18 protein-coding genes are annotated in these 22,732 nt (G+C 64.3%); 15 read left to right on the forward strand and 3 right to left on the reverse strand.

Annotation, left to right across the window (positions count from 1 at the left end; translation table 11 throughout):
- Window positions 1–31 precede the first annotated feature (31 nt).
- The 10 genes from zapE (at window position 32) to JQ573_RS33135 (ending at window position 12,700) form a co-directional block, all read left to right on the forward strand.
- Window positions 32–1,219, forward strand: a complete 1,188-nt coding sequence (gene zapE, locus JQ573_RS33090; RefSeq protein ID WP_092121598.1) for a cell division protein ZapE — start codon at window positions 32–34, stop codon at window positions 1,217–1,219.
- 221 nt (window positions 1,220–1,440) lie between these two features.
- On the forward strand, window positions 1,441–2,409 hold the full coding sequence (gene mdh / locus JQ573_RS33095; RefSeq protein WP_092121604.1) for a malate dehydrogenase: 969 nt from the start codon (window positions 1,441–1,443) through the stop codon (window positions 2,407–2,409).
- 160 nt (window positions 2,410–2,569) lie between these two features.
- Complete coding sequence (gene sucC, locus JQ573_RS33100) at window positions 2,570–3,766, forward strand: ADP-forming succinate--CoA ligase subunit beta (RefSeq protein ID WP_212318912.1); 1,197 nt, start codon at window positions 2,570–2,572, stop codon at window positions 3,764–3,766.
- A 2-nt stretch (window positions 3,767–3,768) separates the two neighbouring features.
- Complete coding sequence (locus JQ573_RS33105) at window positions 3,769–4,245, forward strand: DUF1579 family protein (protein WP_212318913.1); 477 nt, start codon at window positions 3,769–3,771, stop codon at window positions 4,243–4,245.
- A 37-nt stretch (window positions 4,246–4,282) separates the two neighbouring features.
- Window positions 4,283–5,164: a succinate--CoA ligase subunit alpha gene (sucD, locus tag JQ573_RS33110; RefSeq protein ID WP_212318915.1), complete on the forward strand. Its 882-nt coding sequence runs from the start codon at window positions 4,283–4,285 to the stop codon at window positions 5,162–5,164.
- Between the two features lie 257 nt (window positions 5,165–5,421).
- Window positions 5,422–8,382, forward strand: coding sequence for a 2-oxoglutarate dehydrogenase E1 component (locus JQ573_RS33115; protein WP_212318917.1), 2,961 nt, complete (start codon window positions 5,422–5,424; stop codon window positions 8,380–8,382).
- A gap of 187 nt (window positions 8,383–8,569) precedes the next feature.
- Window positions 8,570–9,817, forward strand: coding sequence for a 2-oxoglutarate dehydrogenase complex dihydrolipoyllysine-residue succinyltransferase (odhB, locus tag JQ573_RS33120; RefSeq protein WP_212318919.1), 1,248 nt, complete (start codon window positions 8,570–8,572; stop codon window positions 9,815–9,817).
- Between the two features lie 72 nt (window positions 9,818–9,889).
- Window positions 9,890–10,639 (forward strand): SDR family oxidoreductase, encoded by a 750-nt coding sequence (locus tag JQ573_RS33125; protein ID WP_212318921.1) that lies wholly within the window; start codon window positions 9,890–9,892, stop codon window positions 10,637–10,639.
- Between the two features lie 81 nt (window positions 10,640–10,720).
- Window positions 10,721–12,121 (forward strand): dihydrolipoyl dehydrogenase, encoded by a 1,401-nt coding sequence (gene lpdA / locus JQ573_RS33130; RefSeq protein ID WP_212318922.1) that lies wholly within the window; start codon window positions 10,721–10,723, stop codon window positions 12,119–12,121.
- Between the two features lie 39 nt (window positions 12,122–12,160).
- Complete coding sequence (locus JQ573_RS33135; RefSeq protein WP_176534347.1) at window positions 12,161–12,700, forward strand: hypothetical protein; 540 nt, start codon at window positions 12,161–12,163, stop codon at window positions 12,698–12,700.
- A gap of 177 nt (window positions 12,701–12,877) precedes the next feature.
- On the opposite strand, the gene JQ573_RS33140 is transcribed toward JQ573_RS33135, so the two are convergent.
- Both JQ573_RS33140 and JQ573_RS33145 read right to left on the reverse strand, forming a co-directional pair.
- The gene (locus JQ573_RS33140; RefSeq protein ID WP_212318924.1) at window positions 12,878–13,468 is read right to left on the reverse strand and encodes a DUF4337 domain-containing protein; all 591 of its coding nucleotides are present in this window, start codon (window positions 13,466–13,468) and stop codon (window positions 12,878–12,880) included.
- 151 nt (window positions 13,469–13,619) lie between these two features.
- A complete protein-coding gene (locus JQ573_RS33145) occupies window positions 13,620–14,570 on the reverse strand; it encodes a tyrosine recombinase XerC (protein ID WP_409334714.1) in 951 nt (316 codons plus the stop codon).
- A gap of 161 nt (window positions 14,571–14,731) precedes the next feature.
- On the opposite strand from JQ573_RS33145, the gene JQ573_RS33150 reads away from it, so the two are divergent.
- Window positions 14,732–16,942 carry a primosomal protein N' gene (locus tag JQ573_RS33150; RefSeq protein WP_212318926.1) on the forward strand — a complete coding sequence of 737 codons (2,211 nt, stop codon included), beginning with the start codon at window positions 14,732–14,734 and terminating at the stop codon, window positions 16,940–16,942.
- Window positions 16,943–17,044: 102 nt separating this feature from the next.
- On the opposite strand, the gene JQ573_RS33155 is transcribed toward JQ573_RS33150, so the two are convergent.
- Window positions 17,045–17,536 carry a septal ring lytic transglycosylase RlpA family protein gene (locus JQ573_RS33155; RefSeq protein WP_212318928.1) on the reverse strand — a complete coding sequence of 164 codons (492 nt, stop codon included), beginning with the start codon at window positions 17,534–17,536 and terminating at the stop codon, window positions 17,045–17,047.
- A 630-nt stretch (window positions 17,537–18,166) separates the two neighbouring features.
- On the opposite strand from JQ573_RS33155, the gene JQ573_RS33160 reads away from it, so the two are divergent.
- The 4 genes from JQ573_RS33160 to atpD all read left to right on the forward strand — a co-directional run bounded on the left by JQ573_RS33160 (window position 18,167) and on the right by atpD (window position 22,722).
- Window positions 18,167–18,727, forward strand: coding sequence for a F0F1 ATP synthase subunit delta (locus JQ573_RS33160; protein WP_092121634.1), 561 nt, complete (start codon window positions 18,167–18,169; stop codon window positions 18,725–18,727).
- Entirely contained in the window at window positions 18,727–20,256 is a 1,530-nt protein-coding gene (gene atpA / locus JQ573_RS33165) for a F0F1 ATP synthase subunit alpha (protein WP_092121635.1), read from the forward strand. The genes JQ573_RS33160 and atpA overlap by 1 nt, the downstream gene beginning before the upstream one ends.
- A 119-nt stretch (window positions 20,257–20,375) precedes the next feature.
- Window positions 20,376–21,254, forward strand: a complete 879-nt coding sequence (locus JQ573_RS33170; protein WP_212318930.1) for a F0F1 ATP synthase subunit gamma — start codon at window positions 20,376–20,378, stop codon at window positions 21,252–21,254.
- Window positions 21,255–21,279: 25 nt separating this feature from the next.
- Window positions 21,280–22,722 carry a F0F1 ATP synthase subunit beta gene (gene atpD / locus JQ573_RS33175; RefSeq protein ID WP_092121637.1) on the forward strand — a complete coding sequence of 481 codons (1,443 nt, stop codon included), beginning with the start codon at window positions 21,280–21,282 and terminating at the stop codon, window positions 22,720–22,722.
- Window positions 22,723–22,732: the final 10 nt, after the last annotated feature.

Genomic DNA, 22,732 nt, shown 5'->3' on the forward strand with positions numbered 1-22,732 from the left:
TTTCCGCGCACTAGGGCCGTAAGGTGGGCCCATGCTGTCCACCTCGCCGAGTTCCTTTCTCGAACACTACAACGACCTGGTCGCCTCCGGCGCGATCGAGGCCGATCCGGCGCAGGCGCAAGCTGCCGAGGCGTTCGGCGCGCTGGAGGAGCGGCTCGCGAGCTACAAGCCGCAGCGCAAGCAAAGCCTGCTCGGACGGCTGTTCGGCGGCGACAAGGACGACAAGCCGCCGCGCGGGCTCTACGTCCATGGCGAGGTCGGCCGCGGCAAGACCATGCTGATGGACCTGTTCTTCCAGCAGAGCCCGGTCGAGCACAAGCGCCGTGCGCATTTCCACGAATTCATGGCCGAGGCGCATGAGCGCATCTACGGCTACCGCCAGCAGATCGCGCGTGGCGAGATCGCAGACGGCGACGTGATCGCGCTCACCGCGCAAGCGATCTTCGACGAAGCCTGGCTGCTCTGCTTCGACGAATTCCACGTCACCGACATCGCCGACGCGATGATTCTCGGGCGGCTGTTCGCAAAGCTGTTCGATCTCGGCACCGTCGTGGTCGCGACCTCGAACGTCGCGCCTGACGATCTCTACAAGGGCGGTCTCAATCGCGCGCTGTTCCTGCCGTTCATCGCGCAGATTTCCGACCACATGGATGTGCTGCGGCTCGATGCACGTACCGACTTCCGGCTCGAGAAGCTCGTCGGCGTGAAGATGTGGCTGGTGCCCGCGGATGACGCGGCTCGCGATGTGCTCAATGCGGCGTGGCGCAAGATGACCGGCAACGCGCCGTGCAAGGCGCGCCTTATCGAGATCAAAAAGCGTTTGCTGACTGTGCCGTGCTCGTCGCATGGCGTCGCGCGCTTCAGCTTCGCCGATCTCTGCGAGAAGCCGCTTGCCGCGTCCGATTACCTCAGGCTTGCGCACGACTACCACACGATCCTGATCGACCATATTCCGGTGATGGACTACGCCGAGCGCAACGCCGCCAAGCGCTTCATCTCGCTGATCGACACGCTCTATGACAATGCCGTGAAGCTGATGGCCTCGGCTGAGGCCGATCCGGTGTCGTTGTACCTTGCGACCGACGGCATCGAGGCGATGGAGTTCAAGCGCACGTCCTCGCGCCTGATCGAGATGAGCTCGGAATCCTATCTGGCGCTGCCGCACGGCCGCAAGGATTCCTCGGCCAGCGGCTCGTCGACCGGCCTGGTCGAGACCTGAAATTCAGCCTTGAAATTCGGCCTCCAAATTCGGTCTTGCGCGCGGTCCGGTTCGGAGCAACTTTCGTGTCTCCGGGACGGATGTTGCTGGCATGCCTGATCGAATTCCAGGCAAGGCCTCCAATCGGGCAGGCCGCGACTTGAATGGATCATTCGAAAGGGATAACCACCCTTGCAACCGACTTCCCTCCCTCCTGCACCAGTTCAAAGGACTGATTTCCCATGGCACGCGACAAGATTGCACTGATTGGCTCCGGACAGATCGGCGGAACGCTGGCGCACCTCGTTGGCCTCAAGGAACTCGGAGACGTCGTGCTGTTCGATATCGCCGAGGGCGTGCCGCAGGGCAAAGCGCTCGACATCGCGCAGTCGTCGCCGGTCGACGGCTTCGACTCCAATCTGGTCGGCGCCAACTCCTATGAAGCGCTCGACGGCGCCAAGGTCTGCATCGTCACCGCAGGCGTGCCGCGCAAGCCCGGCATGAGCCGCGACGATCTGCTGTCGATCAACCTCAAGGTCATGGAGCAGGTCGGCGCCGGCATCAAGAAGTACGCGCCCGACGCCTTCGTCATCTGCATCACCAACCCGCTGGATGCGATGGTCTGGGCGCTGCAGAAGGCCTCGGGTCTGCCGCACAAGAAGGTGGTCGGCATGGCCGGCGTGCTCGACTCCGCGCGCTTCCGCTATTTCCTGGCCGACGAATTCAACGTCTCGGTCGAAGACGTCACCGCCTTCGTGCTCGGCGGCCACGGCGACACCATGGTGCCGCTGACCCGTTACTCGACCGTCGCCGGCATTCCGCTGCCCGACCTCGTCAAGATGGGCTGGACCTCGCAGGCCCGCATCGACGAGATCGTCGACCGCACCCGCAATGGCGGCGCCGAGATCGTCAACCTGCTCAAGACCGGCTCGGCCTTCTATGCGCCGGCGGCGTCCGCGATCCAGATGGCCGAGAGCTATCTGAGGGACAAGAAGCGCGTGCTGCCCTGCGCCGCCTATCTCAACGGCGAGTACGGCGTGAAGGACATGTATGTCGGCGTGCCCACCGTGATCGGCTCCAAGGGTGTCGAGCGCATCGTCGAGATCGAACTCGCCGGCAAGGACCGTGAAGCCTTCGACAAGTCGGTCGGCGCGGTGCAGGGCCTGGTCGACGCCTGCAAGAAGATCGCGCCCGATCTGCTCGGCAAGTAATCTCAATCGACAATGACCCGATAGGCGATTTCAATCGCCTGTCGGGTACAAGGTGATGAAATTCCGGCGGATTTTGTAGTTGCGCGAGCTTTGGTATATGGTATACCAGCGTCAAGGCTGACTTGAAGTTCGCCGCACGAGGGTTTGGGAGCGTCTTTCCATGAATATCCACGAATACCAGGCCAAGGCTCTGCTGCACGAATTCGGCGTGCCGATCTCGCGCGGCGTGCCGGTGCTGAAGCCGGAAGATGCCGATGCGGCGGCAAAGCAGCTCCCCGGCCCGATCTGGGTGGTGAAGAGCCAGATCCATGCCGGCGGTCGCGGCAAGGGCAAGTTCAAGGAGGCATCCGCCGGCGACAAGGGCGGTGTCCGCATCGCCAAGTCGGTTGCCGAGGTCGACGAATTCGCCAAGCAGATGCTCGGTGCGACGCTGGTCACGGTGCAGACCGGCCCGCACGGCAAGCAGGTCAACCGCCTCTACATCGAGGAAGGCTCCGACATCGACAAGGAGTTCTACCTCTCGATCCTGGTCAATCGCGAGACCTCCGAGATTTCGTTTGTGGTGTCGACCGAAGGCGGCGTCAACATCGAGGACGTTGCGCATTCGACCCCGGAAAAGATCGTCTCGTTCTCGGTCGATCCCGCCACCGGTATCATGCCTCATCACGGCCGCACGGTTGCCGAGGCGCTGAAGCTGAAGGGCGATCTCGCCAAGCAGGCCGAGAAGCTGACCAGTCAGCTCTATGCAGCTTTCGCCGCCAAGGACATGGCGATGCTCGAGATCAATCCGCTCGTCGTCACCAAGCAGGGCCAGCTTCGTGTGCTCGATGCCAAGGTGTCGTTCGACAGCAACGCGCTCTACCGTCACCCGGACGTGGTCGCGCTGCGCGACGAGTCCGAGGAGGACGCCAAGGAGATCGAGGCGTCGAAATACGACCTCAACTATGTCGCGCTCGATGGCACGATCGGTTGCATGGTCAATGGCGCCGGCCTCGCCATGGCGACGATGGACATCATCAAGCTCTACGGCATGGAGCCGGCGAACTTCCTCGACGTCGGCGGCGGCGCCAGCGCGGAGAAGGTTGCGGCTGCGTTCAAGATCATCACCGCCGATCCGAACGTGAGGGGCATCCTGGTCAACATCTTCGGCGGCATCATGAAGTGCGACGTGATTGCCGAGGGCGTGGTCGCCGCGGTGAAGCAGGTCGGCCTCAAGGTGCCGCTGGTGGTGCGCCTCGAAGGCACCAATGTCGAGCAGGGCAAGAAGATCATCCGCGACAGCGGTCTCAACGTGGTGCCCGCCGACAATCTCGATGATGCCGCACAGAAGATCGTGAAAGCCGTCAAGGGAGGCTAACGATGGCCGATCATCTCGACGCTCCGACCCCGCTGGACGAACACCGCAAGCTCGCGGTTTTCGCGGGCGAGTGGAAGGGCGACGAGATGGTCTATCCGTCGCGCTGGACCGCAGGCGGTCCGGCCACTTCCCATGTCGTCGCGCGCATCGCGCTCAACGGTTTCTACCTGATCCAGGACTGCGTGCAGACCCGCGACGGCAAGGAGAGCTTCGCCACTCACGGCGTCTTCACCTACGACCGCGAGGATCGCGCCTACCGATTGTTCTGGCACGATTCACTCGGCTACTACCCGCCGTCGCCGGCGTCCGGCGGCTGGGCGGGCAAGTCGCTGATCCTGGTGCGCGGCTCGCTGCGCGGCAATGCGCGTCACGTCTACGAGGTCGTCGACGACAATACCTACAACATGAAGATCCAATTCTCGCCTGACGCGGAAGGGTGGGCCGACGTGCTCACCGGCGTGTACCGGCGTATCCACTGAACCCTTCACCGCTCGTCTCGCGAAAGCATCTCGAACCATGTCCATTCTGATCGACAAGAACACCAAGGTCATCTGCCAGGGCTTCACCGGCAAGAACGGTACGTTCCATTCGGAAGCGGCGATCGCTTACGGCACCAAGATGGTCGGCGGCGTGGCGCCGGGCAAAGGCGGCTCGACCCATCTCAACCTGCCGGTGTTCGACACCGTCGCGGACGCGCGTGCGAAGACCGGCGCCGACGCCAGCGTGGTCTATGTCCCGCCGCCGGGCGCCGCGGACGCGATCTGCGAGGCGATCGATGCGGAGATCCCGCTGATCGTCTGCATCACCGAGGGCATTCCGGTGCTCGACATGGTGCGCGTCAAACGCTCGCTGTCGGGTTCGAAGTCGCGGCTGATCGGGCCGAACTGCCCCGGCGTGATGACCGCGGGCGAATGCAAGATCGGCATCATGCCGGCCAACATCTTCAAGCCCGGCTCGGTCGGCATCGTCTCCCGCTCCGGCACCCTGACCTATGAAGCGGTGTTCCAGACCACCCAGGAGGGCCTCGGCCAGACCACTGCGGTCGGCATCGGCGGCGATCCGGTCAAGGGCACCGAGTTCATCGACGTACTGGAGATGTTCCTGGCCGATGAGAAGACCAAGTCGATCGTCATGATCGGCGAGATCGGCGGTTCCGCCGAGGAAGACGCCGCCCAGTTCCTCAAGGACGAGGCCAAGCGCGGCCGTAAGAAGCCGATGGTCGGCTTCATTGCCGGTGTCACGGCACCTCCCGGCCGCCGCATGGGTCATGCCGGCGCGATCATCTCCGGCGGCAAGGGCGATGCCGGTTCCAAGACCGCGGCGATGGAAGCCGCCGGCATCAGGGTGTCGCCGTCGCCGGCGCGGCTCGGGCATACGCTCGCGGAGATGCTCAAGTAACCTCCGTCAGGCGAAGTTCCCTTCGAGGTTTGACGTGGTTTTGGGCGGGTTCTCATGAGGGAACCCGCCTTTTTATTGCGTTTTGCCACCAGAACGCTGATCAATAAAATATGAAAATAAATTCATTTCTTGGTTCTTTTAGGCAGGAATATCGCGCCCAGATAGGGTAAAGGGTATCAATCCAGCCGGCGCACTTCCAGACCGGCACCAGCGCCGTCTCCTACGCGCGAACCGAAAAAAATCACCAGGACTGCCCCATGTCTCGCCAAGACGCGAATGCTGCTTTTGCTCTCTCATCATTCCTGCAAGGCACCAACGCCACCTACATCGACGATCTCTATGCCCGCTACGAGCAGGACCCATCGTCGGTCGACGCAGAATGGCAGGATTTCTTCAAGAGCCTGAAGGACGCCCCGGCCGACGTCCAGAAGAACGCCGACGGTGCCTCGTGGGGCCGCGCCAACTGGCCGGTGACGCCGCGTGACGAGCTGACCTCGGCGCTCGACGGCAACTGGGCCCAGGTCGAGAAGGCGGTCGGCACCAAGCTCGCCGCCAAGGCACAGGCCAAGGGCGCCGAACTGTCCGACGCCGACGTGCATCAGGCCACCCGCGATTCGGTTCGCGCACTGATGCTGATCCGCGCCTATCGCATGCGTGGGCATTTCCACGCCAAGCTCGATCCGCTCGGCATCGAGGCGCCGCGCGACCGCGAGGAGCTCGATCCGCGTTCCTACGGCTTCACCGAGGCCGACTTCGACCGCAAGATCTTCCTGGACCACGTGCTCGGCCTCGAATACGGCACGCTGCGCGAGATCGTCCAGATCTGCGAGCGTACCTACTGCCAGACGCTCGGCGTCGAGTTCATGCACATCTCCAATGCCGCGCAGAAGGCGTGGATCCAGGAGCGCATCGAAGGTCCGGACAAGGAGATCAGCTTCACGCCCGAGGGACGCCGCGCGATCCTCAACAAGCTGATCGAGGCCGACGGCTTCGAGAAGTTCTGCGACACCAAGTTCACCGGCACCAAGCGCTTCGGCCTCGACGGCGGCGAATCGCTGATCCCGGCGCTCGAACAGATCATCAAGCGCGGCGGCAATCTCGGCGTGAAGGAGATCGTGGTCGGCATGCCGCATCGCGGCCGCCTCAACGTGCTGACCCAGGTGATGGGCAAGCCGCACCGCGCGCTGTTCCATGAATTCAAGGGTGGTTCGGCCAATCCGGACTCGGTCGAAGGCTCCGGCGACGTCAAGTATCACCTCGGCGCGTCATCGGACCGCGAGTTCGACGGCAACAACATCCATCTGTCGCTGACCGCAAATCCGTCGCATCTCGAGATCGTCGATCCGGTCGTGATGGGCAAGGTGCGCGCCAAGCAGGATCAGCACGGCGATCCGCCCGACATGCGCATCTCGGTGCTGCCGCTCCTGATGCACGGCGACGCGGCGTTCGCGGGCCAGGGCGTGGTGGCGGAATGCTTCAGCCTGTCCGACCTGAAGGGCTACCGCACCGGCGGCTCGCTGCACTTCATCGTCAACAACCAGATCGGTTTCACCACCTATCCGCGCTACTCGCGCTCGTCGCCCTATCCGTCCGACGTCGCGAAGATGATCGACGCGCCGATCTTCCACGTCAATGGCGACGATCCGGAGGCCGTGGTGTTCGCGGCCAAGGTCGCGATCGAGTTCCGGCAGAAATTCCACAAGCCGGTCGTGATCGACATGTTCTGCTACCGGCGTCACGGCCACAACGAGGGCGATGAGCCGGCGTTCACCCAGCCGGTGATGTACAAGAAGATCGCCTCGCACCCGTCGACGCTGGAGATCTACGCCAAGCGGCTGGTCGCCGACGGCGTATTGACCGAGGGCGAGGTCGAGAAGGCCAAGGCCGATTGGCGCGCACGGCTCGATGCCGAGCTCGAAGCCGGCTCGGGCTACAAGCCGAACAAGGCCGACTGGCTCGACGGCAAATGGGCCGGCTTCAAGTCGGCCGATCAGGAAGAAGACGCCCGCCGTGGCGTCACCGGTGTCGATGTCGCCGTGCTCAAGGAGATCGGCCGCAAGATCACCAAGGTGCCGGACGGCTTCCGCGCTCACCGCACCATTCAGCGCTTCCTCGACAATCGCGCCAAGGCGATCGACACCGGCGTCGGTATCGACTGGGCGACCGGCGAGGCGCTGGCGTTCTGCACGCTGCTGCAGGAGGGCCATCATGTGCGCCTGTCCGGCCAGGATTCCGAGCGCGGCACCTTCTCGCAGCGCCATTCGGTCCTGATCGACCAGGAGGACGAGAGCCGCTACACCCCGTTCAACCATCTCGGCGGCGAGGACACCGGCCATTACGAGGTCATCAACTCGCTGCTGTCGGAAGAGGCGGTGCTCGGCTTCGAGTACGGCTACTCGCTGGCCGAGCCGAATGCGCTGGCGCTCTGGGAAGCCCAGTTCGGCGACTTCGCCAACGGTGCGCAAGTGGTGTTCGACCAGTTCATCTCCTCGGGTGAACGCAAATGGCTGCGCATGTCGGGCCTCGTCTGCCTGCTGCCGCATGGCTACGAGGGGCAGGGACCGGAGCATTCCTCCGCGCGCCTCGAGCGTTATCTGCAGATGTGTGCGGAGGACAACATGCAGGTGGTCAATCCGACCACGCCGGCAAACTACTTCCACGTGCTGCGGCGCCAGCTGCATCGCGAAATCCGCAAGCCGCTGATCCTGATGACGCCGAAGTCGCTGCTGCGTCACAAGCGCGCGGTGTCGCGGCTCGACGAGCTCGGCAAGAACGCCACCTTCCACCGCATCCTGTACGATGACGCGCAGATGCTGCCGGACGAGAAGATCAAGCTGGTACCGGACGACAAGATCCGTCGCGTCGTGCTGTGCTCCGGCAAGGTCTACTACGACCTGTATGAGGAGCGCGAGAAGCGCGGCGTCGACGACATATATCTGATGCGCATCGAGCAGCTGTATCCGGTGCCGCTGAAGGCGTTGGTGCAGGAGCTCGGCCGCTTCAAGGGTGCCGAGGTGGTCTGGTGCCAGGAAGAGCCCCGCAACATGGGCTCCTGGCACTTCATCGAGCCCTATCTGGAATGGGTGCTGAACCAGACCAACGCAGCCAACAAGCGTCCGCGCTATGCCGGCCGTCCGGCATCGGCGGCGACTGCCACCGGTCTGATGTCGAAACATCTGGCGCAGCTCAAGGCGCTGCTCGACGACGCACTGAACTAACGACCTTCACTGAAGCCATGCCCCGCCTTGTGCGCAATTGCGCACTGGAGCGGGGCATCCGGTATCCCGCGTCATCCAGCCTCACCGCTGTCGTCACGGAGTACCGGGTCGTTCGCTTTGGCGGACGGTGGCGGACAAGGTTTGCGACTGCCAAATTTGCGACCGCAAGGTTATCGAGGAAAAGATCATGACTGAAATTCGCGTTCCAACGCTCGGTGAATCCGTAACTGAGGCCACGATCGGCCGCTGGTTCAAGAAGGCCGGTGAGGCCGTCGCGGTGGACGAGCCGTTGGTGGAGCTGGAGACCGACAAGGTCACCATCGAGGTGCCCGCGCCGGTCGCCGGCACGCTCGGCGAGATCATCGCCAAGGATGGCGAGACCGTCGCCGTCGGCGCGCTGCTCGGTCAGATCAATGACGGCGCTGCCCCGGCCAAGTCCGCGGCTGCCGCAGCCCCCGCCAAGGCCGCCGCGCCTGCACCGGCCGCTGCTCCCGCACCGGCTCCTGCCGCTGCGCAGAAGGTGCCGCCGGCGGATGCGCCGCTGGCGCCTTCGGTGCGCAAGCTGTCCGCCGAAAGCGGCGTCGACGCTTCCACCGTTCCGGGCTCGGGCAAGGATGGCCGCGTCACCAAGGGCGACATGCTGGCTGCGATCGAGAAGGCCGCCTCGGCGCCGACCCCGGTCAACCAGCCGGCCGCCGCCGTGCAGGTTCGCGCGCCGTCGCCGGCGGACGATGCCGCGCGCGAGGAGCGCGTGAAGATGACCCGGCTGCGCCAGACCATCGCGCGCCGCCTCAAGGACGTGCAGAACACCGCCGCGATGCTGACGACCTTCAACGAGGTCGACATGACCGAGGTGATGAAGCTGCGGGCCCTCTACAAGGATACGTTCGAGAAGAAGCACGGCTCGAAGCTTGGCTTCATGGGCTTCTTCACCAAGGCGGTCGTGCAGGGACTGAAGGACATTCCGGCCGTCAACGCCGAGATCGACGGCTCCGACCTGATCTACAAGAACTACTACCACATCGGCGTTGCGGTCGGCACCGACCGCGGCCTGGTGGTGCCGGTGGTGCGCGACTGCGACCACAAGTCGATCGCCGAGATCGAGAAGTCGATCGCCGATTACGGCCGCCGCGCCCGCGACGGCCAGCTTAAGATCGACGAGATGCAGGGCGGCACCTTCACCATCACCAATGGCGGCATCTACGGCTCGCTGATGTCGACGCCGATCCTCAACGCGCCGCAGTCCGGTATTCTCGGCATGCACAAGATCCAGGAGCGGCCGATGGTGGTCGGCGGCAAGATCGAGGTTCGCCCGATGATGTATCTGGCGCTGTCCTACGATCACCGCGTCATCGACGGCAAGGAAGCGGTCACCTTCCTGGTTCGCGTCAAGGAGAGCCTGGAAGATCCGGCCCGCCTGGTGCTGGATCTCTGAGGTCATGTCGCGCGCGGCGCCCGATCGGTTCGGGCGTCGCGATTCGTTGGGTGCTTACGTTTGGGGATCAATGTGACGGACAAGGTCGTTGTCATCACCGGCGGCAGCCGCGGCATCGGCCGCGCTACCGCACTTGCGGCTGCCGCGCGCGGCCATCGCGTTGTGGTCGGATATGCCTCCAACCAGGCTGCGGCCAACGAGGTCGTCGCCGCGATCGAGGCCAGGAATGGCAAAGCGATCGCGGTGAAGTGCGACGTCGGCAGCGAGCAGGATATCCTGGCGCTGTTCAAGGCGGCCGATGGATTCGGCACGCTCGGCGCGCTCGTCAACAATGCCGGCATCGTCGGCAAAAGTGGTGTGCGTGTCGACGAGATGTCGGCCGAGCGCATCCAGCAGATGATGGCGGTCAACGTCACCGGCAGCATCCTGTGCGCGCGCGAGGCGGTGAAGCGCATGTCGACCAAGCACGGCGGCCAGGGCGGCGTCATCGTCAACCTCTCGTCGGTCGCGGCAAGGCTCGGCGCGCCCAACACCTATGTCGACTATGCCGCCTCCAAGGGGGCGATCGATTCATTCACGGTCGGCCTCGGTTACGAAGTCGCGGGTGAAGGCATCCGCGTCGCCGGCATCCGTCCCGGCCTGATCGACACCGACATCCACGCCGCGGGCGGCGAGCCCGATCGTGCGCATCGGCTGGCCCATATGGTGCCGATGAAGCGCGTCGGCACCGCGGACGAGATCGCCAACGCCATCGTCTGGCTGATCTCCGACGAAGCCTCCTACGTCACCAGCGCGATCCTCGACGTCTCGGGCGGTCGCTAGAACACGATCAAGCGGGAAGCGGCCTTCCGATCGGATCGCGCCCGCCCAACTGTCACAGAGTTTAGCTACAGGACCTCTATCATGGCTTCTTACGATCTCGTCGTCATCGGCACCGGGCCCGGCGGATATGTCTGCGCGATCCGCGCGGCGCAACTCGGCATGAAGGTTGCCGTCGTCGAGAAGAACGCGACGCTGGGCGGCACCTGCCTCAATGTCGGCTGTATGCCGTCGAAGGCGCTGCTGCATGCCTCCGAGATGTTCGAGGAAGCCGCGCACTCCTTCGCCAAGATGGGCGTCAGCGTCCCCACGCCGAAGCTCGATCTACCCGCGATGATGGACTTCAAGCAGCAGGGCATCGACGGCAACGTCAAGGGCGTCGAGTTCCTGATGAAGAAGAACAAGATCGACGTCCTCAAGGGCACCGGCAAGATCCTCGGTGCCGGCAAGGTCGAGGTCTCCGGCGACGGCAAGTCCGAGATCGTCGAGACCAAGAACATCGTGATCGCCACCGGCTCCGACATCGCGCGGTTGAAGGGCATCGACATCGACGAGAAGCGCATCGTGTCGTCGACCGGCGCGCTGTCGCTGGAGAAGGTGCCGTCGAGCCTGCTGATCGTCGGCGCCGGCGTCATCGGGCTCGAGCTCGGCTCGGTCTGGCACCGTCTCGGTGCCAAGGTCACCGTGGTGGAATTCCTCGACCGCATCCTGCCCGGCATGGACGGCGAAGTGGCGAAGCAATTCCAGCGCATCCTGGAAAAGCAGGGTTTTGCCTTCAGGCTCGGTGCCAAGGTCACCGCGGTCGACAGCTCGGGCAAGACGCTTCAGGCCAAGATCGAGCCGGCCGCGGGCGGCGCTGCGGAAACCATCGAAGCCGACGTCGTGCTCGTGTGCATCGGCCGCGTGCCTTACACCGAGGGCCTCGGGCTGAAGGAAGCCGGCGTTGCGCTCGACAATCGCGGCCGCGTCGAGATCGACGCGCACTTCTCGACCAATGTGAAGGGCATCTACGCGATCGGCGACGTCGTGGCCGGGCCGATGCTGGCGCACAAGGCGGAAGACGAGGGTGTTGCCTGCGCGGAGATCATCGCGGGCCAGGCCGGCCATGTGAACTACGACGTCATTCCAGGCGTTGTGTATACCACGCCGGAAGTGTCGTCGGTCGGCAAGACCGAGGAAGATCTCAAGCAGGCCGGCGTCGCTTATACCGTCGGCAAATTCCCGTTCACCGCGAACGGCCGCTCCAAGGTCAATCAGACCACCGACGGTTTCGTGAAGGTTCTCGCAGATGCGAAGACCGATCGGGTGCTCGGCGTGCACATTGTCGGCCGGGAAGCCGGCGAAATGATCCACGAAGCCTGCGTCCTGATGGAATTCGGCGGTTCGGCGGAGGATCTGGCGCGCACCTGCCACGCGCATCCGACCCGCTCCGAAGCGATCAAGGAAGCCGCGCTTGCGGTGGGCAAGCGCGCCATCCATATGTGATCGAACATCCCGCGCGCGAGCCGGGTAGAGATCATAGTGATGTTGCGCCGTCTGCTTCAGCCGTTCTGGGTCCTGCTTGCGATCATCTTCCTGATCGAGGCCTGGCTATGGGATCACGTCGAGCCGATCGTGGCCCGGGTGGTGGCGTGGATTCCGCTGCGTGCGCTCAAGCAATGGCTTGCCGACCGGGTCGATTCGCTGTCGCCGGCGATGACGCTGATCGTCTTCGTCGTGCCGCTGATCCCGCTGTTTCCGCTCAAGCTGGTCGGACTCTGGCTCCTGGCGAACCAATACTGGTTCAGCGCGGTCTCGCTGATCCTGTTCGCCAAGATCGTCGGCGTCGGCGTCACCGCTTTCCTGTTCGACGTGACGCGATCGAAACTGCTGGAGATGCCCTGGTTCGAGGCGCTCTATAATTTCGTGATGGCGCTGCGCGCCAAGGCCACCGAGCTGGTCGAGCCGGTCAAGCGGCGTATCCTCGAGATGATCAGTGGCGACGGCGACGGCTGGACCGCGCGCACGCTGCGCCTGATCGCGCGCTTCCGCAAAAGCGTCCACCAGACCAGCAAGGTTCTCTGATTAAGCCTTTTTCCGTCATCCTGAGGTGCGAGCCTCTTGGGCGAGCCTCGCAGGATGAACGGCCCGGCCGGTGGCCGTGCATCCTTCGAGGCTCGCCCAGCGGCGCAATTGCGCCGCAAGGCTCGCGCCTCAGGATGACGGTCAAAAGCGGAGCTATGCCAACTCATGCAGATGCAGCTAATGCAAATGCAGCAGATGCGGCTGGAACAGGCCGAGCAAGGTCATCACGACGCCGGCGAGCGTCACCAGACCGGACACCCAGGCCAGCGCGGCGATGCCGGTGATGATGGTCGCGGACGCCAGCACGATGGCGATCTGGAAGGCGGCAGAGGCAAGCTCGAAGTGATGATATTTCGCGGTGGCCTCGTCGCGCTCGTGCTCGGAATGCTTGGCGCGTTCGGAGAGTTGCTCTGAACCTTCGCCGGTCTCCGGCTCCGAGCGGTAGCGTGCCGCGGTCTTCTGCCAGTCGTCGATCTGCTTCTGCAGCGCGGCCTTGGCTGCCTCGTCGGTGGTGGTCGCGAGGTTCAGCTTGCCCTGTTCGGCAGCGGTCTGCACCGCGGTGCGGCGGATGCTTTTGGCCTGGAAGAAGGCCCAGAGGTTGGAGGCTTCGACGTTCTTGCTGATCGATTCGGTCTGGGCGCCCTTGCCGAGCGTTTCCGACAGCGCCAGGCAGAGCGCGATCACGGCGATCAGGAGGGCGATCTTCTTGTTTTCGCCCGACGCATGCTCGGCATGCTCCGCGTGCTCCATACTTTCTTGTGCGCTCATGATTCCCCCTCCGGATGAGACCGCGCCACGATTGCTGAATGCGGCGCACAAGGCAAGTGCCGAGCGGTTTGTGGCAGCCGTATGAATATGAACGGCGCAAGATGAACGGCGCATTGATGCCGGCCGCGCGCCGTATTTTGAACCCGGGTGCTCAGCCGCGCGGGTGCGCGGAGCGATAGACTTCCAGCAGGCGCTCGCTGTCGATGCCGGTGTAGATCTGCGTCGTCGACAGCGATGCGTGGCCGAGCAATTCCTGGATCGCGCGCAAATCGCCGCCGCGGCTGAGCAGATGCGTGGCGAAGGAGTGCCGCAACGCATGCGGTGTCGCGCTGTCCGGCAGGCCGAGCGCGCCGCGCAGCCGCTCCATGGTGAGCTGGATGATGCGTGGGCTTAAGGGTCCACCGCGCGCACCGACGAACATCGGCCCGGTCGGGCTGAGCTGATGCGGACAGATCGCTGCATAGTCCGCGATCAATTGCAGCACATTGTGCAGCACCGGCACCATGCGGGTTTTGTTGCCCTTGCCGGTGACGACAAGCACGTCGCCTTCGCCCGGCTTCGGCACGTCCCGCCGCTTCAGCCCCAGCGCCTCGGAGATGCGCAGACCGGAGCCATAGAGCAGCGCCATCACGGCGGCGTCACGCACCAGGATCCAGGTCTCGCGGGTTTCGCCGGCGCGCTCGTCGGCATCGGCAAAGCGTTTCGCCGCTTCCATATGGATCGGCTTCGGCAGGCTCTTCGCCACCTTGGGGGCGCGGATCGCCGAGAGCGCGCCGACCTTGCCCTTGCCCTCGCGCTCCAGGAAACGTCCGAACGAGCGCAGGCCGGCCAGCGCCCGCATCAGCGATCGCCCGCCGATCTCCTCAGCGCGGCGCATCGCCATGAAGGCGCGGACATCGCTGGCCTCGAGCGCGGAAAATGCCGCAAGCGTGACGCGCGCGCCCCAGTGCTCGGCCAGGAAAGTCAGGCATTGACGCACATCGCGGGCGTAGGCCTCGAGCGTCTTCGGCGACAGCCGCCGCTCGGCGCGCAGATGCGACAGCCAGCGCGTCATCTCCTGCGTGACCGACACGTCGGCGCAGTCGAGCTCGAGCGGTTGCATGGGCTGATCGGTCCGGGCCATGTCTTGAGCGGTCATGTCTTGAGCGGGCATGTCCTTAGGGGCTATTGGCGCTGCTGATCTCCTGATTATATCGCACTGCCTTCGTTTACCGTTCGCTAAGACCGCGCAGCGGTGCTAGCCCGGCTCAAAGCTCTGATTCAATGGACCACACCACACGCCCCAGCCCAGCCTCCGCATCGACGACCCGCGTCGTCGACGTGCTGGTGCCTGTCGCGCTGAACCAGACCTATTCCTACCGCGTGCCGCGCGGCATGGAGCTTGCGCCCGGCGACGTGATCTGTGTTCCGCTCGGGCCGCGCGAGGTCGTCGCGGTGGTGTGGGCCGAGAATGCCAGGCCGGATCCGCGGCTGCACAACCGGCTCAAGGACGTCAGCGAGAAGCTTGATGTTCCGCCGCTCAGGGCGGAGCTGCGCCAGCTCGTCGACTGGGTCTCCACTTACACTTTATCGGCGCGCGGCATGGTGCTGCGGATGACGCTGCGGATGGGCGAGAACCTTGGGCCGGAGCGGATGCGGCTCGGGGTGCGCCTCGTGGGCGAGCCGCCACGACGCCTGACACCGGCGCGCCGGCGGCTGATCGAGGTGCTGTCGGATGGCTTGCTGCACGGCAAGTCCGAGGCGGCGCGGGAGGCCGGCGTCAGCTCCGGCGTGGTCGACGGTCTGGTCGACGAGGGCACGCTGACGGTCGAGGCGATGCCGCCGCCCGCACCGCCACCCGTTCCTGATCCCTCCTATGCGCAGCCGGATTTTTCGCGCGAGCAGCGCAGTGCGGTCGATATGATGCGGACGCTGGCGGCAAGCGGCAGCTTTCACGTCGCGCTGCTCGACGGCGTCACCGGTTCTGGCAAGACCGAGGTCTACTTCGAGGCGATCGCCGAGAATATCCGCCGCGGCAAGCAGACCCTGATCCTGATGCCGGAAATCGCGCTGACCGGCCAGTTCCTCGACCGTTTCGCGCAGCGCTTCGGCGTGCGGCCGTTGGAATGGCATTCGGAGCTCACGCCGCGCACGCGGGCACGAAACTGGGCCGCGATCTCCGAGGGCAAGGCGCCGGTCGTGGTCGGCGCCCGCTCGGCGCTGTTCCTGCCTTACGCCGATCTCGGTCTCATCATCGTCGATGAGGAGCACGACCAGGCCTACAAGCAGGACGAGGGCGCGCATTATCACGCGCGCGACATGGCGGTGGTCCGCGCCCATATCGCCAAGATCCCGATCGTGCTGGCGTCGGCGACGCCCTCGGTCGAGAGCGAGGTCAACGCGCGCAAGGGGCGCTACCAGCGCGTCGCGCTGCCGTCGCGGTTCGGCGGCCAGCACATGCCGCATATCGAGGCGATCGACATGCGCCGCGCGCCGCCGCCGCGCGGGCGCTTCATCTCGCCTGTGCTGGCCGAGCAGATTCGCCATGCGATCGAGCGCCGCGAGCAGGCGCTGTTGTTCCTCAATCGTCGCGGCTATGCGCCGCTGACGCTGTGCCGCGCCTGCGGCCACCGCTTCGCCTGCACGATTTGTGATGCATGGCTGGTCGATCACCGGTTCCGGCAGCGGCTGGTTTGCCATCACTGCGGCTTCTCGATGCCGCGTCCGAACATCTGCCCGCATTGCGCGGCCGAGGAATCGCTGGTCGCCGTCGGTCCCGGCGTCGAGCGCCTGCAGGAGGAGGCAGCTCACATTTTCCCAGAGGCCCGCACCATGGTACTGTCGAGCGATCTCATCACCTCGATCGAGACCATGCGCAGCGAGCTCAACGAGATCGCCGAGGGCCGCGTCGACATCATCATCGGTACCCAGCTGGTGGCCAAGGGACACAATTTCCCGCGGCTCAATCTGGTCGGCGTCATCGATGCCGATCTCGGCTTGAGCAACGGCGATCCGCGCGCCGCCGAGCGGACGTTCCAGCTGCTGAACCAGGTGGTCGGCCGTGCCGGCCGCGAGCAGGGCCGTGGCGTCGGCTATCTGCAGACCCATCAGCCGGAACATCCGGTCATCAAGGCCTTGATCGCGAACGACCGCGAGGCGTTCTACGCCAGCGAGATCGATATCCGCGAGCGCACCGGCTATCCGCCGTTCGGCCGGCTGGCGAGCCTGATCATTTCCGCCGGCGACCGTCCGACAGCGGAGGGGTTTGCCCGCAAGCTCGCTGCGGTCGCGCCGCTCGACGAGCGGATCCAGGTGCTCGGCCCCGCCGAGGCCCCGCTTGCTGTCATCAAGGGCCGCTATCGCTTCCGCCTGCTGGTGAAGTCGCTGCGCAATGTCGACCTGTCGCAATATCTGCGCGAATGGCTGGAAGCCGGTCCGAAGACCAAGGGCAATCTGAAGCTCGAGGTCGACGTCGATCCGCAGAGTTTCCTGTAGGCGAGCTGGCAAAGAAAAAGCCTGCCGTCATTCGCGACGGCAGGCCTTTTGGCGCGAGGCAGGCCTCGTGGCCGTTACGCAACGCAACGCTTACTGAAGCGCTTACGAGACGACCTCGGCGGTGACGCGGCCGACGCCGGCACCGGTCAGGCCGATGGCGCGGGCTGCGCCGGTGGAGAGGTCGAGCACGCGGCCGCGGATGAACGGGCCACGATCGTTGATGGTGACGACGACGCTGCGGCCGCCATGGGTGACGCGGAGCTTGGTGCCGAACGGCAGCGAGCGGTGGGCGGCGGTCATGGCGTTCTGGTTGAAGCGCTGGCCGGAAGCGGTGCGGCTGCCCGACTCATTGCCGTAGAAGGAGGCCATCCCCGAGAACGTGTGGCCGCCGGACGGCTGGATCGATGCATTGGCGTCGCGCCAGGACGAACCTTCGGCGCGGGCCTGGTGATGATGGTGGTGGCGATGATGATGGTGCCTGGACTTCGCGGACGCCTCCGTCACGCTGCCCCCGACCAGGATAGTTGCGGCTACAAATGCAAGCGCCGTACGCGAGCGGGTTACATTGCCCGCCACCTTCTTGATATTCAGCATTGATAAGACCCTCAGACAGTATTGCCACTAACGCGGCAAGTGGAACCCCCGTCCCTTCGTTGACCAAAGCCGTTTGGTTTCGCAATGAGGCACGAATTGGGCAGTAAATCCCGATTGTCTCGGGCTGAAATATCTTGTTACCGCTTTGGGGTACTCAATCGAGGTTCCGTAATCTTGGCCTTTAACTAATTTTTAACCATTAATATACTTACGAATACTGATTAATGGTCCAGCGGTAAGTTTTCAGTAAGTAATCGCCAAATGAAGCGGCGGCCCGTTTCGGGTTCCTTGCACGCTCGGCCATAGGCCCATGCAAATTTCGATGGAACAAATCCGCGGTGGCGCGAATCGGGGGCTGCGCGCTGAATTTCCGCGCGCCGAATTTTTCTGATTCGAGCGCCGGATGCGGTCGCCAAAAACCGCATGCGACAAGGCGGCTCGCACGATGCCGTCATGTTGCACCTGCGCGATTGCTATGTTAGCAAAGCCGCGATTTTAACGATCCCGGCATGTCCTGTGCCGGTCGAAAATCGAAGTCCCGCTTGAATTCCAAGGGCTTGGATCGCTAGGCGCTGCTTTGGTGGCGACGGTTTTTCCCTTGCGAATTTGACAGCAAAAAAGAGCGAGCTCGTGGCTGCTGAAGATCCGTCCGTTTCGGGAGTGTCCGGTCGTTACGCAACGGCCCTGTTCGAGTTGGCGCGCGACGAGCAGTCCGTCGATCAAGTCCGGGCCGACCTCGACAAATTCGAGGCTATGCTCAACGAGAGCGCCGATCTCAAGCGCCTCGTCCGCAGCCCGGTGTTTGCCGCCGACGCCCAGCTGAAGGCGCTGGCCGCGGTGCTCGACAAGGCCGGCATCGCCGGCACGTCGGCAAAATTCCTCAAGGTGCTCACCGCCAATCGCCGGCTGTTTGCCGTGGCCGATGTGATCCGCGCCTATCGCGCCCTGGTGGCCAAGTTCAAGGGCGAGGCGACTGCGGAAGTCACCGTCGCCGAGCAGCTCAGTGACAAGAATCTCGACGGGCTGAAGGCCGCACTGAAATCAGTGACGGGCAAGGACGTCGCGCTCAACGTGAAGGTCGATCCCTCCATTATTGGTGGCCTGGTGGTCAAGCTCGGCAGCCGCATGGTGGATAGTTCGCTTCGCACCAAACTCAATTCGATCAAGAACGCGATGAAAGAGGCAGGCTGATGGACATCCGCGCCGCAGAAATTTCTGCGATCCTCAAGGACCAGATCAAGAATTTCGGCCAGGAAGCCGAAGTCACCGAAGTTGGCCAGGTGCTGTCGGTCGGCGACGGTATCGCTCGCGTCTACGGTCTCGACAACGTCCAGGCCGGTGAAATGGTCGAGTTCGAGAACGGCACGCGCGGCATGGCGCTCAACCTCGAAACCGACAACGTCGGTATCGTGATTTTCGGCGCCGACCGCGAGATCAAGGAAGGCCAGACCGTCAAGCGCACCCGCGCGATCGTGGACGCCCCGATCGGCAAGGGCCTGCTCGGCCGCGTCGTCGACGCGCTCGGCAATCCGATCGACGGCAAGGGTCCGATCCAGGCCACCGAACGCAAGCGCGTCGACGTCAAGGCGCCCGGCATCATTCCGCGCAAGTCGGTGAACGAGCCGATGGCCACCGGCCTGAAGGCGATCGATGCGCTGATTCCGATCGGTCGCGGCCAGCGCGAGCTGATCATCGGTGACCGTCAGACCGGCAAGACCGCGATCGCGCTCGACACCATCCTGAACCAGAAGCCGCTGAACGCCCAGCCGGACGAAAACCTCAAGCTGTATTGCGTCTACGTCGCGATCGGCCAGAAGCGCTCCACCGTCGCGCAGTTCGTCAAGGTGCTCGAAGAACAGGGCGCGCTGGAATACTCGATCATCGTCGCGGCCACCGCGTCCGATCCGGCCCCGATGCAGTACATCGCGCCGTTCACCGCCTGCACCATGGGCGAGTACTTCCGCGACAACGGCATGCACGCCGTGATCATCTATGACGATCTGTCCAAGCAGGCCGTCGCCTATCGCCAGATGTCGCTGCTGCTGCGCCGCCCGCCGGGCCGCGAGGCCTATCCGGGCGACGTGTTCTACCTGCATTCCCGCCTGCTCGAGCGCGCCGCCAAGCTCAACAAGGAGCATGGTCTGGGCTCGCTGACCGCGCTGCCGGTCATCGAAACCCAGGCCAACGACGTGTCGGCCTACATTCCGACCAACGTGATTTCGATCACCGACGGCCAGATCTTCCTGGAAACCGACCTGTTCTTCCAGGGCATCCGTCCTGCGGTGAACGTCGGTCTGTCGGTGTCGCGCGTCGGTTCGTCGGCGCAGACCAAGGCAACCAAGAAGGTCGCCGGCAAGATCAAGGGCGAGCTCGCGCAGTACCGCGAAATGGCGGCGTTCGCGCAGTTCGGCTCCGACCTCGACGCCTCGACCCAGCGCCTGCTCAACCGCGGCTCCCGCCTGACCGAACTCCTGAAGCAGCCGCAGTTCTCGCCGCTGAAGATGGAAGAGCAGGTTTGCGTGATCTGGGCCGGCACCAACGGCTATCTCGATCCGTTGCCGCTCAACAAGGTGAAGGCGTTCGAGGACGGCCTGCTCTCGCTGCTGCGCGGCAAGAACGTCGAGATTCTCGACGCGATCCGCACCAGCCGCGATCTGTCCGACGACACCGCAGCCAAGCTCAAGACGGTGGTCGAGGGCTTCGCCAAGACTTTTGCGTAACAAGACGTTTGCGTAAGAAGACCTTCGCATAAGGGCATCGCCTGGCCGTTGGCCAGGCGATAGGAACAGAGAGGCTTGCGATCTGACCGTTGCGGTCGGATTGCCGGGGTGGACGAAGAATGGCGTCACTGAAAGACATGCGGGTCCGCATCGCCTCGACCAAGGCGACGCAGAAGATCACCAAGGCCATGCAGATGGTCGCAGCCTCGAAGCTGCGCCGCGCGCAGAACGCCGCCGAGGCGGCGCGGCCCTATGCCACCAAGATGGACGCGGTGATTTCCAACATCGCCGCCGCGACCAACGGCTCACCCGGTGCGCCGGCGCTGCTGGCGGGCACCGGCAACGACCAGGTGCACCTGCTTCTGGTCTGCACCGGCGAGCGCGGCCTGTCCGGCGCTTTCAACTCAGCCATCGTGCGTCTGGCGCGCGAGCGGGCGAACGCGCTGCTCGCGCAAGGCAAGGAAGTCAAATTCTTCTGCGTCGGCCGCAAGGGCTACGAGCAACTGCGGCGGACGTTCGAGAAGCGGATTGTCGAGCACCTCGACCTGCGTTCGGTGCGGCAGATCGGCTTCGTCAACGCCGAGGACATCGCCAACAAGGTGCTGGCGCGGTTCGAGGCCGGCGAGTTCGATGTCTGCACGCTGTTCTATTCGCGCTTCCAGTCGGTGATCGCGCAGATCCCGACCGCGCAGCAGATCATCCCGCTGGAAGTGGCTGCACCCGCGGCCAGCGTGGCTCCCGCGACCTCGTACGAATACGAGCCGGAAGAGGACCAGATTCTCGGCAGCCTGCTGCCGCGCAACCTCGCGGTGCAGGTCTTCCGTGCGCTGCTGGAGAACAACGCCTCGTTCTACGGCGCGCAGATGAGCGCGATGGACAGCGCGACGCGCAACGCCGGCGAGATGATCCGCAAGCAAACCCTGATTTACAACCGGACCCGTCAGGCCCAGATCACGAAGGAGCTGATTGAAATCATCTCCGGCGCTGAGGCGGTCTAAGACAGATTTCGAAGGAGAACAGTCCATGGCTACAGCAGCCAACCAGATCGGTCGCGTTACCCAGGTCACGGGCGCCGTGGTCGACGTGCAGTTCGAAGGCCACCTTCCGGCGATTCTGAATGCGCTCGAGACCAAGAACGGCGGCAACCGCCTGGTGCTCGAAGTCGCGCAGCATCTCGGCGAATCGACCGTTCGCACCATCGCGATGGATATCACTGAAGGTCTGGTGCGCGGCCAGGAAGTCACCGACACCGGCGAGCCGATCCGGGTGCCGGTCGGCGAAGGCACGCTCGGCCGCATCATCAACGTCATCGGCGAGCCGATCGACGAAGCCGGTCCGATCAAGTCCGAAGGCCTGCGCGCCATCCACCAGGAAGCGCCGAGCTACACCGACCAGTCGACCGAGGCGGAAATCCTCGTCACCGGCATCAAGGTCGTCGACCTTCTCGCTCCGTACGCCAAGGGCGGCAAGATCGGCCTGTTCGGCGGCGCCGGCGTCGGCAAGACGGTGCTGATTCAGGAACTGATCAACAACGTCGCGAAGGCGCACGGTGGTTACTCCGTGTTCGCCGGCGTCGGCGAGCGGACCCGTGAAGGCAACGACCTCTATCACGAGTTCATCGAATCGAAGGTCAACGCCGATCCGCACAATCCGGATCCGAGCGTCAAGTCGAAGTGCGCGCTGGTGTTCGGCCAGATGAACGAACCGCCGGGCGCCCGCGCCCGCGTCGGTCTGACCGGTCTGACGGTCGCCGAGCACTTCCGCGACCAGGGCCAGGACGTGCTGTTCTTCGTCGACAACATCTTCCGCTTCACCCAGGCGGGTTCGGAAGTGTCGGCGCTGCTCGGCCGTATTCCTTCGGCGGTGGGTTATCAGCCGACGCTCGCGACCGACATGGGCGCGCTGCAGGAGCGCATCACCACCACCCAGAAGGGCTCGATCACCTCGGTGCAGGCGATCTACGTGCCGGCCGACGACTTGACCGACCCGGCGCCCGCGACCTCGTTCGCGCATTTGGACGCCACCACGGTGCTGTCGCGCGCGATCTCGGAAAAGGGCATCTATCCGGCGGTGGACCCGCTCGACTCGACCTCGCGCATGCTGTCGGCGCTGGTCGTCGGTGAAGAGCACTACAACACCGCGCGTATGGTCCAGCAGATCCTGCAGCGCTACAAGTCGCTGCAGGACATCATCGCCATTCTCGGCATGGACGAACTGTCGGAAGAGGACAAGCTGACGGTCGCCCGCGCCCGCAAGGTCGAGCGCTTCCTGTCGCAGCCGTTCCACGTCGCCGAAGTCTTCACCGGCTCGCCGGGCAAGTTCGTCGACCTCGCCGACACCATCAAGGGCTTCCGCGATCTCTGCCAGGGCAAGTACGATCATCTGCCGGAAGCGGCGTTCTACATGGTCGGCACGATCGAAGAAGCCGTCGAGAAGGGCAAGAAGCTCGCCGCCGAAGCGGCCTAAGTGGAATGTC

This window comes from Bradyrhizobium sp. AUGA SZCCT0105, assembly GCF_018129565.1.
Taxonomy (GTDB): domain Bacteria; phylum Pseudomonadota; class Alphaproteobacteria; order Rhizobiales; family Xanthobacteraceae; genus Bradyrhizobium.

Coding starts and splice junctions, on each gene's coding strand:
- zapE (WP_092121598.1), top strand. CDS start 32: ATGCTGTCCACCTCGCCGAGTTCCTTTCTCGAACACTACAACGACCTG.
- mdh (WP_092121604.1), top strand. CDS start 1,441: ATGGCACGCGACAAGATTGCACTGATTGGCTCCGGACAGATCGGCGGA.
- sucC (WP_212318912.1), top strand. CDS start 2,570: ATGAATATCCACGAATACCAGGCCAAGGCTCTGCTGCACGAATTCGGC.
- JQ573_RS33105 (WP_212318913.1), top strand. CDS start 3,769: ATGGCCGATCATCTCGACGCTCCGACCCCGCTGGACGAACACCGCAAG.
- sucD (WP_212318915.1), top strand. CDS start 4,283: ATGTCCATTCTGATCGACAAGAACACCAAGGTCATCTGCCAGGGCTTC.
- JQ573_RS33115 (WP_212318917.1), top strand. CDS start 5,422: ATGTCTCGCCAAGACGCGAATGCTGCTTTTGCTCTCTCATCATTCCTG.
- odhB (WP_212318919.1), top strand. CDS start 8,570: ATGACTGAAATTCGCGTTCCAACGCTCGGTGAATCCGTAACTGAGGCC.
- lpdA (WP_212318922.1), top strand. CDS start 10,721: ATGGCTTCTTACGATCTCGTCGTCATCGGCACCGGGCCCGGCGGATAT.
- JQ573_RS33135 (WP_176534347.1), top strand. CDS start 12,161: ATGTTGCGCCGTCTGCTTCAGCCGTTCTGGGTCCTGCTTGCGATCATC.
- JQ573_RS33140 (WP_212318924.1), bottom strand. CDS start 13,468: ATGAGCGCACAAGAAAGTATGGAGCACGCGGAGCATGCCGAGCATGCG.
- JQ573_RS33145 (WP_409334714.1), bottom strand. CDS start 14,570: ATGCAACCGCTCGAGCTCGACTGCGCCGACGTGTCGGTCACGCAGGAG.
- JQ573_RS33150 (WP_212318926.1), top strand. CDS start 14,732: ATGGACCACACCACACGCCCCAGCCCAGCCTCCGCATCGACGACCCGC.
- JQ573_RS33155 (WP_212318928.1), bottom strand. CDS start 17,536: ATGCTGAATATCAAGAAGGTGGCGGGCAATGTAACCCGCTCGCGTACG.
- atpA (WP_092121635.1), top strand. CDS start 18,727: ATGGACATCCGCGCCGCAGAAATTTCTGCGATCCTCAAGGACCAGATC.
- JQ573_RS33170 (WP_212318930.1), top strand. CDS start 20,376: ATGGCGTCACTGAAAGACATGCGGGTCCGCATCGCCTCGACCAAGGCG.
- atpD (WP_092121637.1), top strand. CDS start 21,280: ATGGCTACAGCAGCCAACCAGATCGGTCGCGTTACCCAGGTCACGGGC.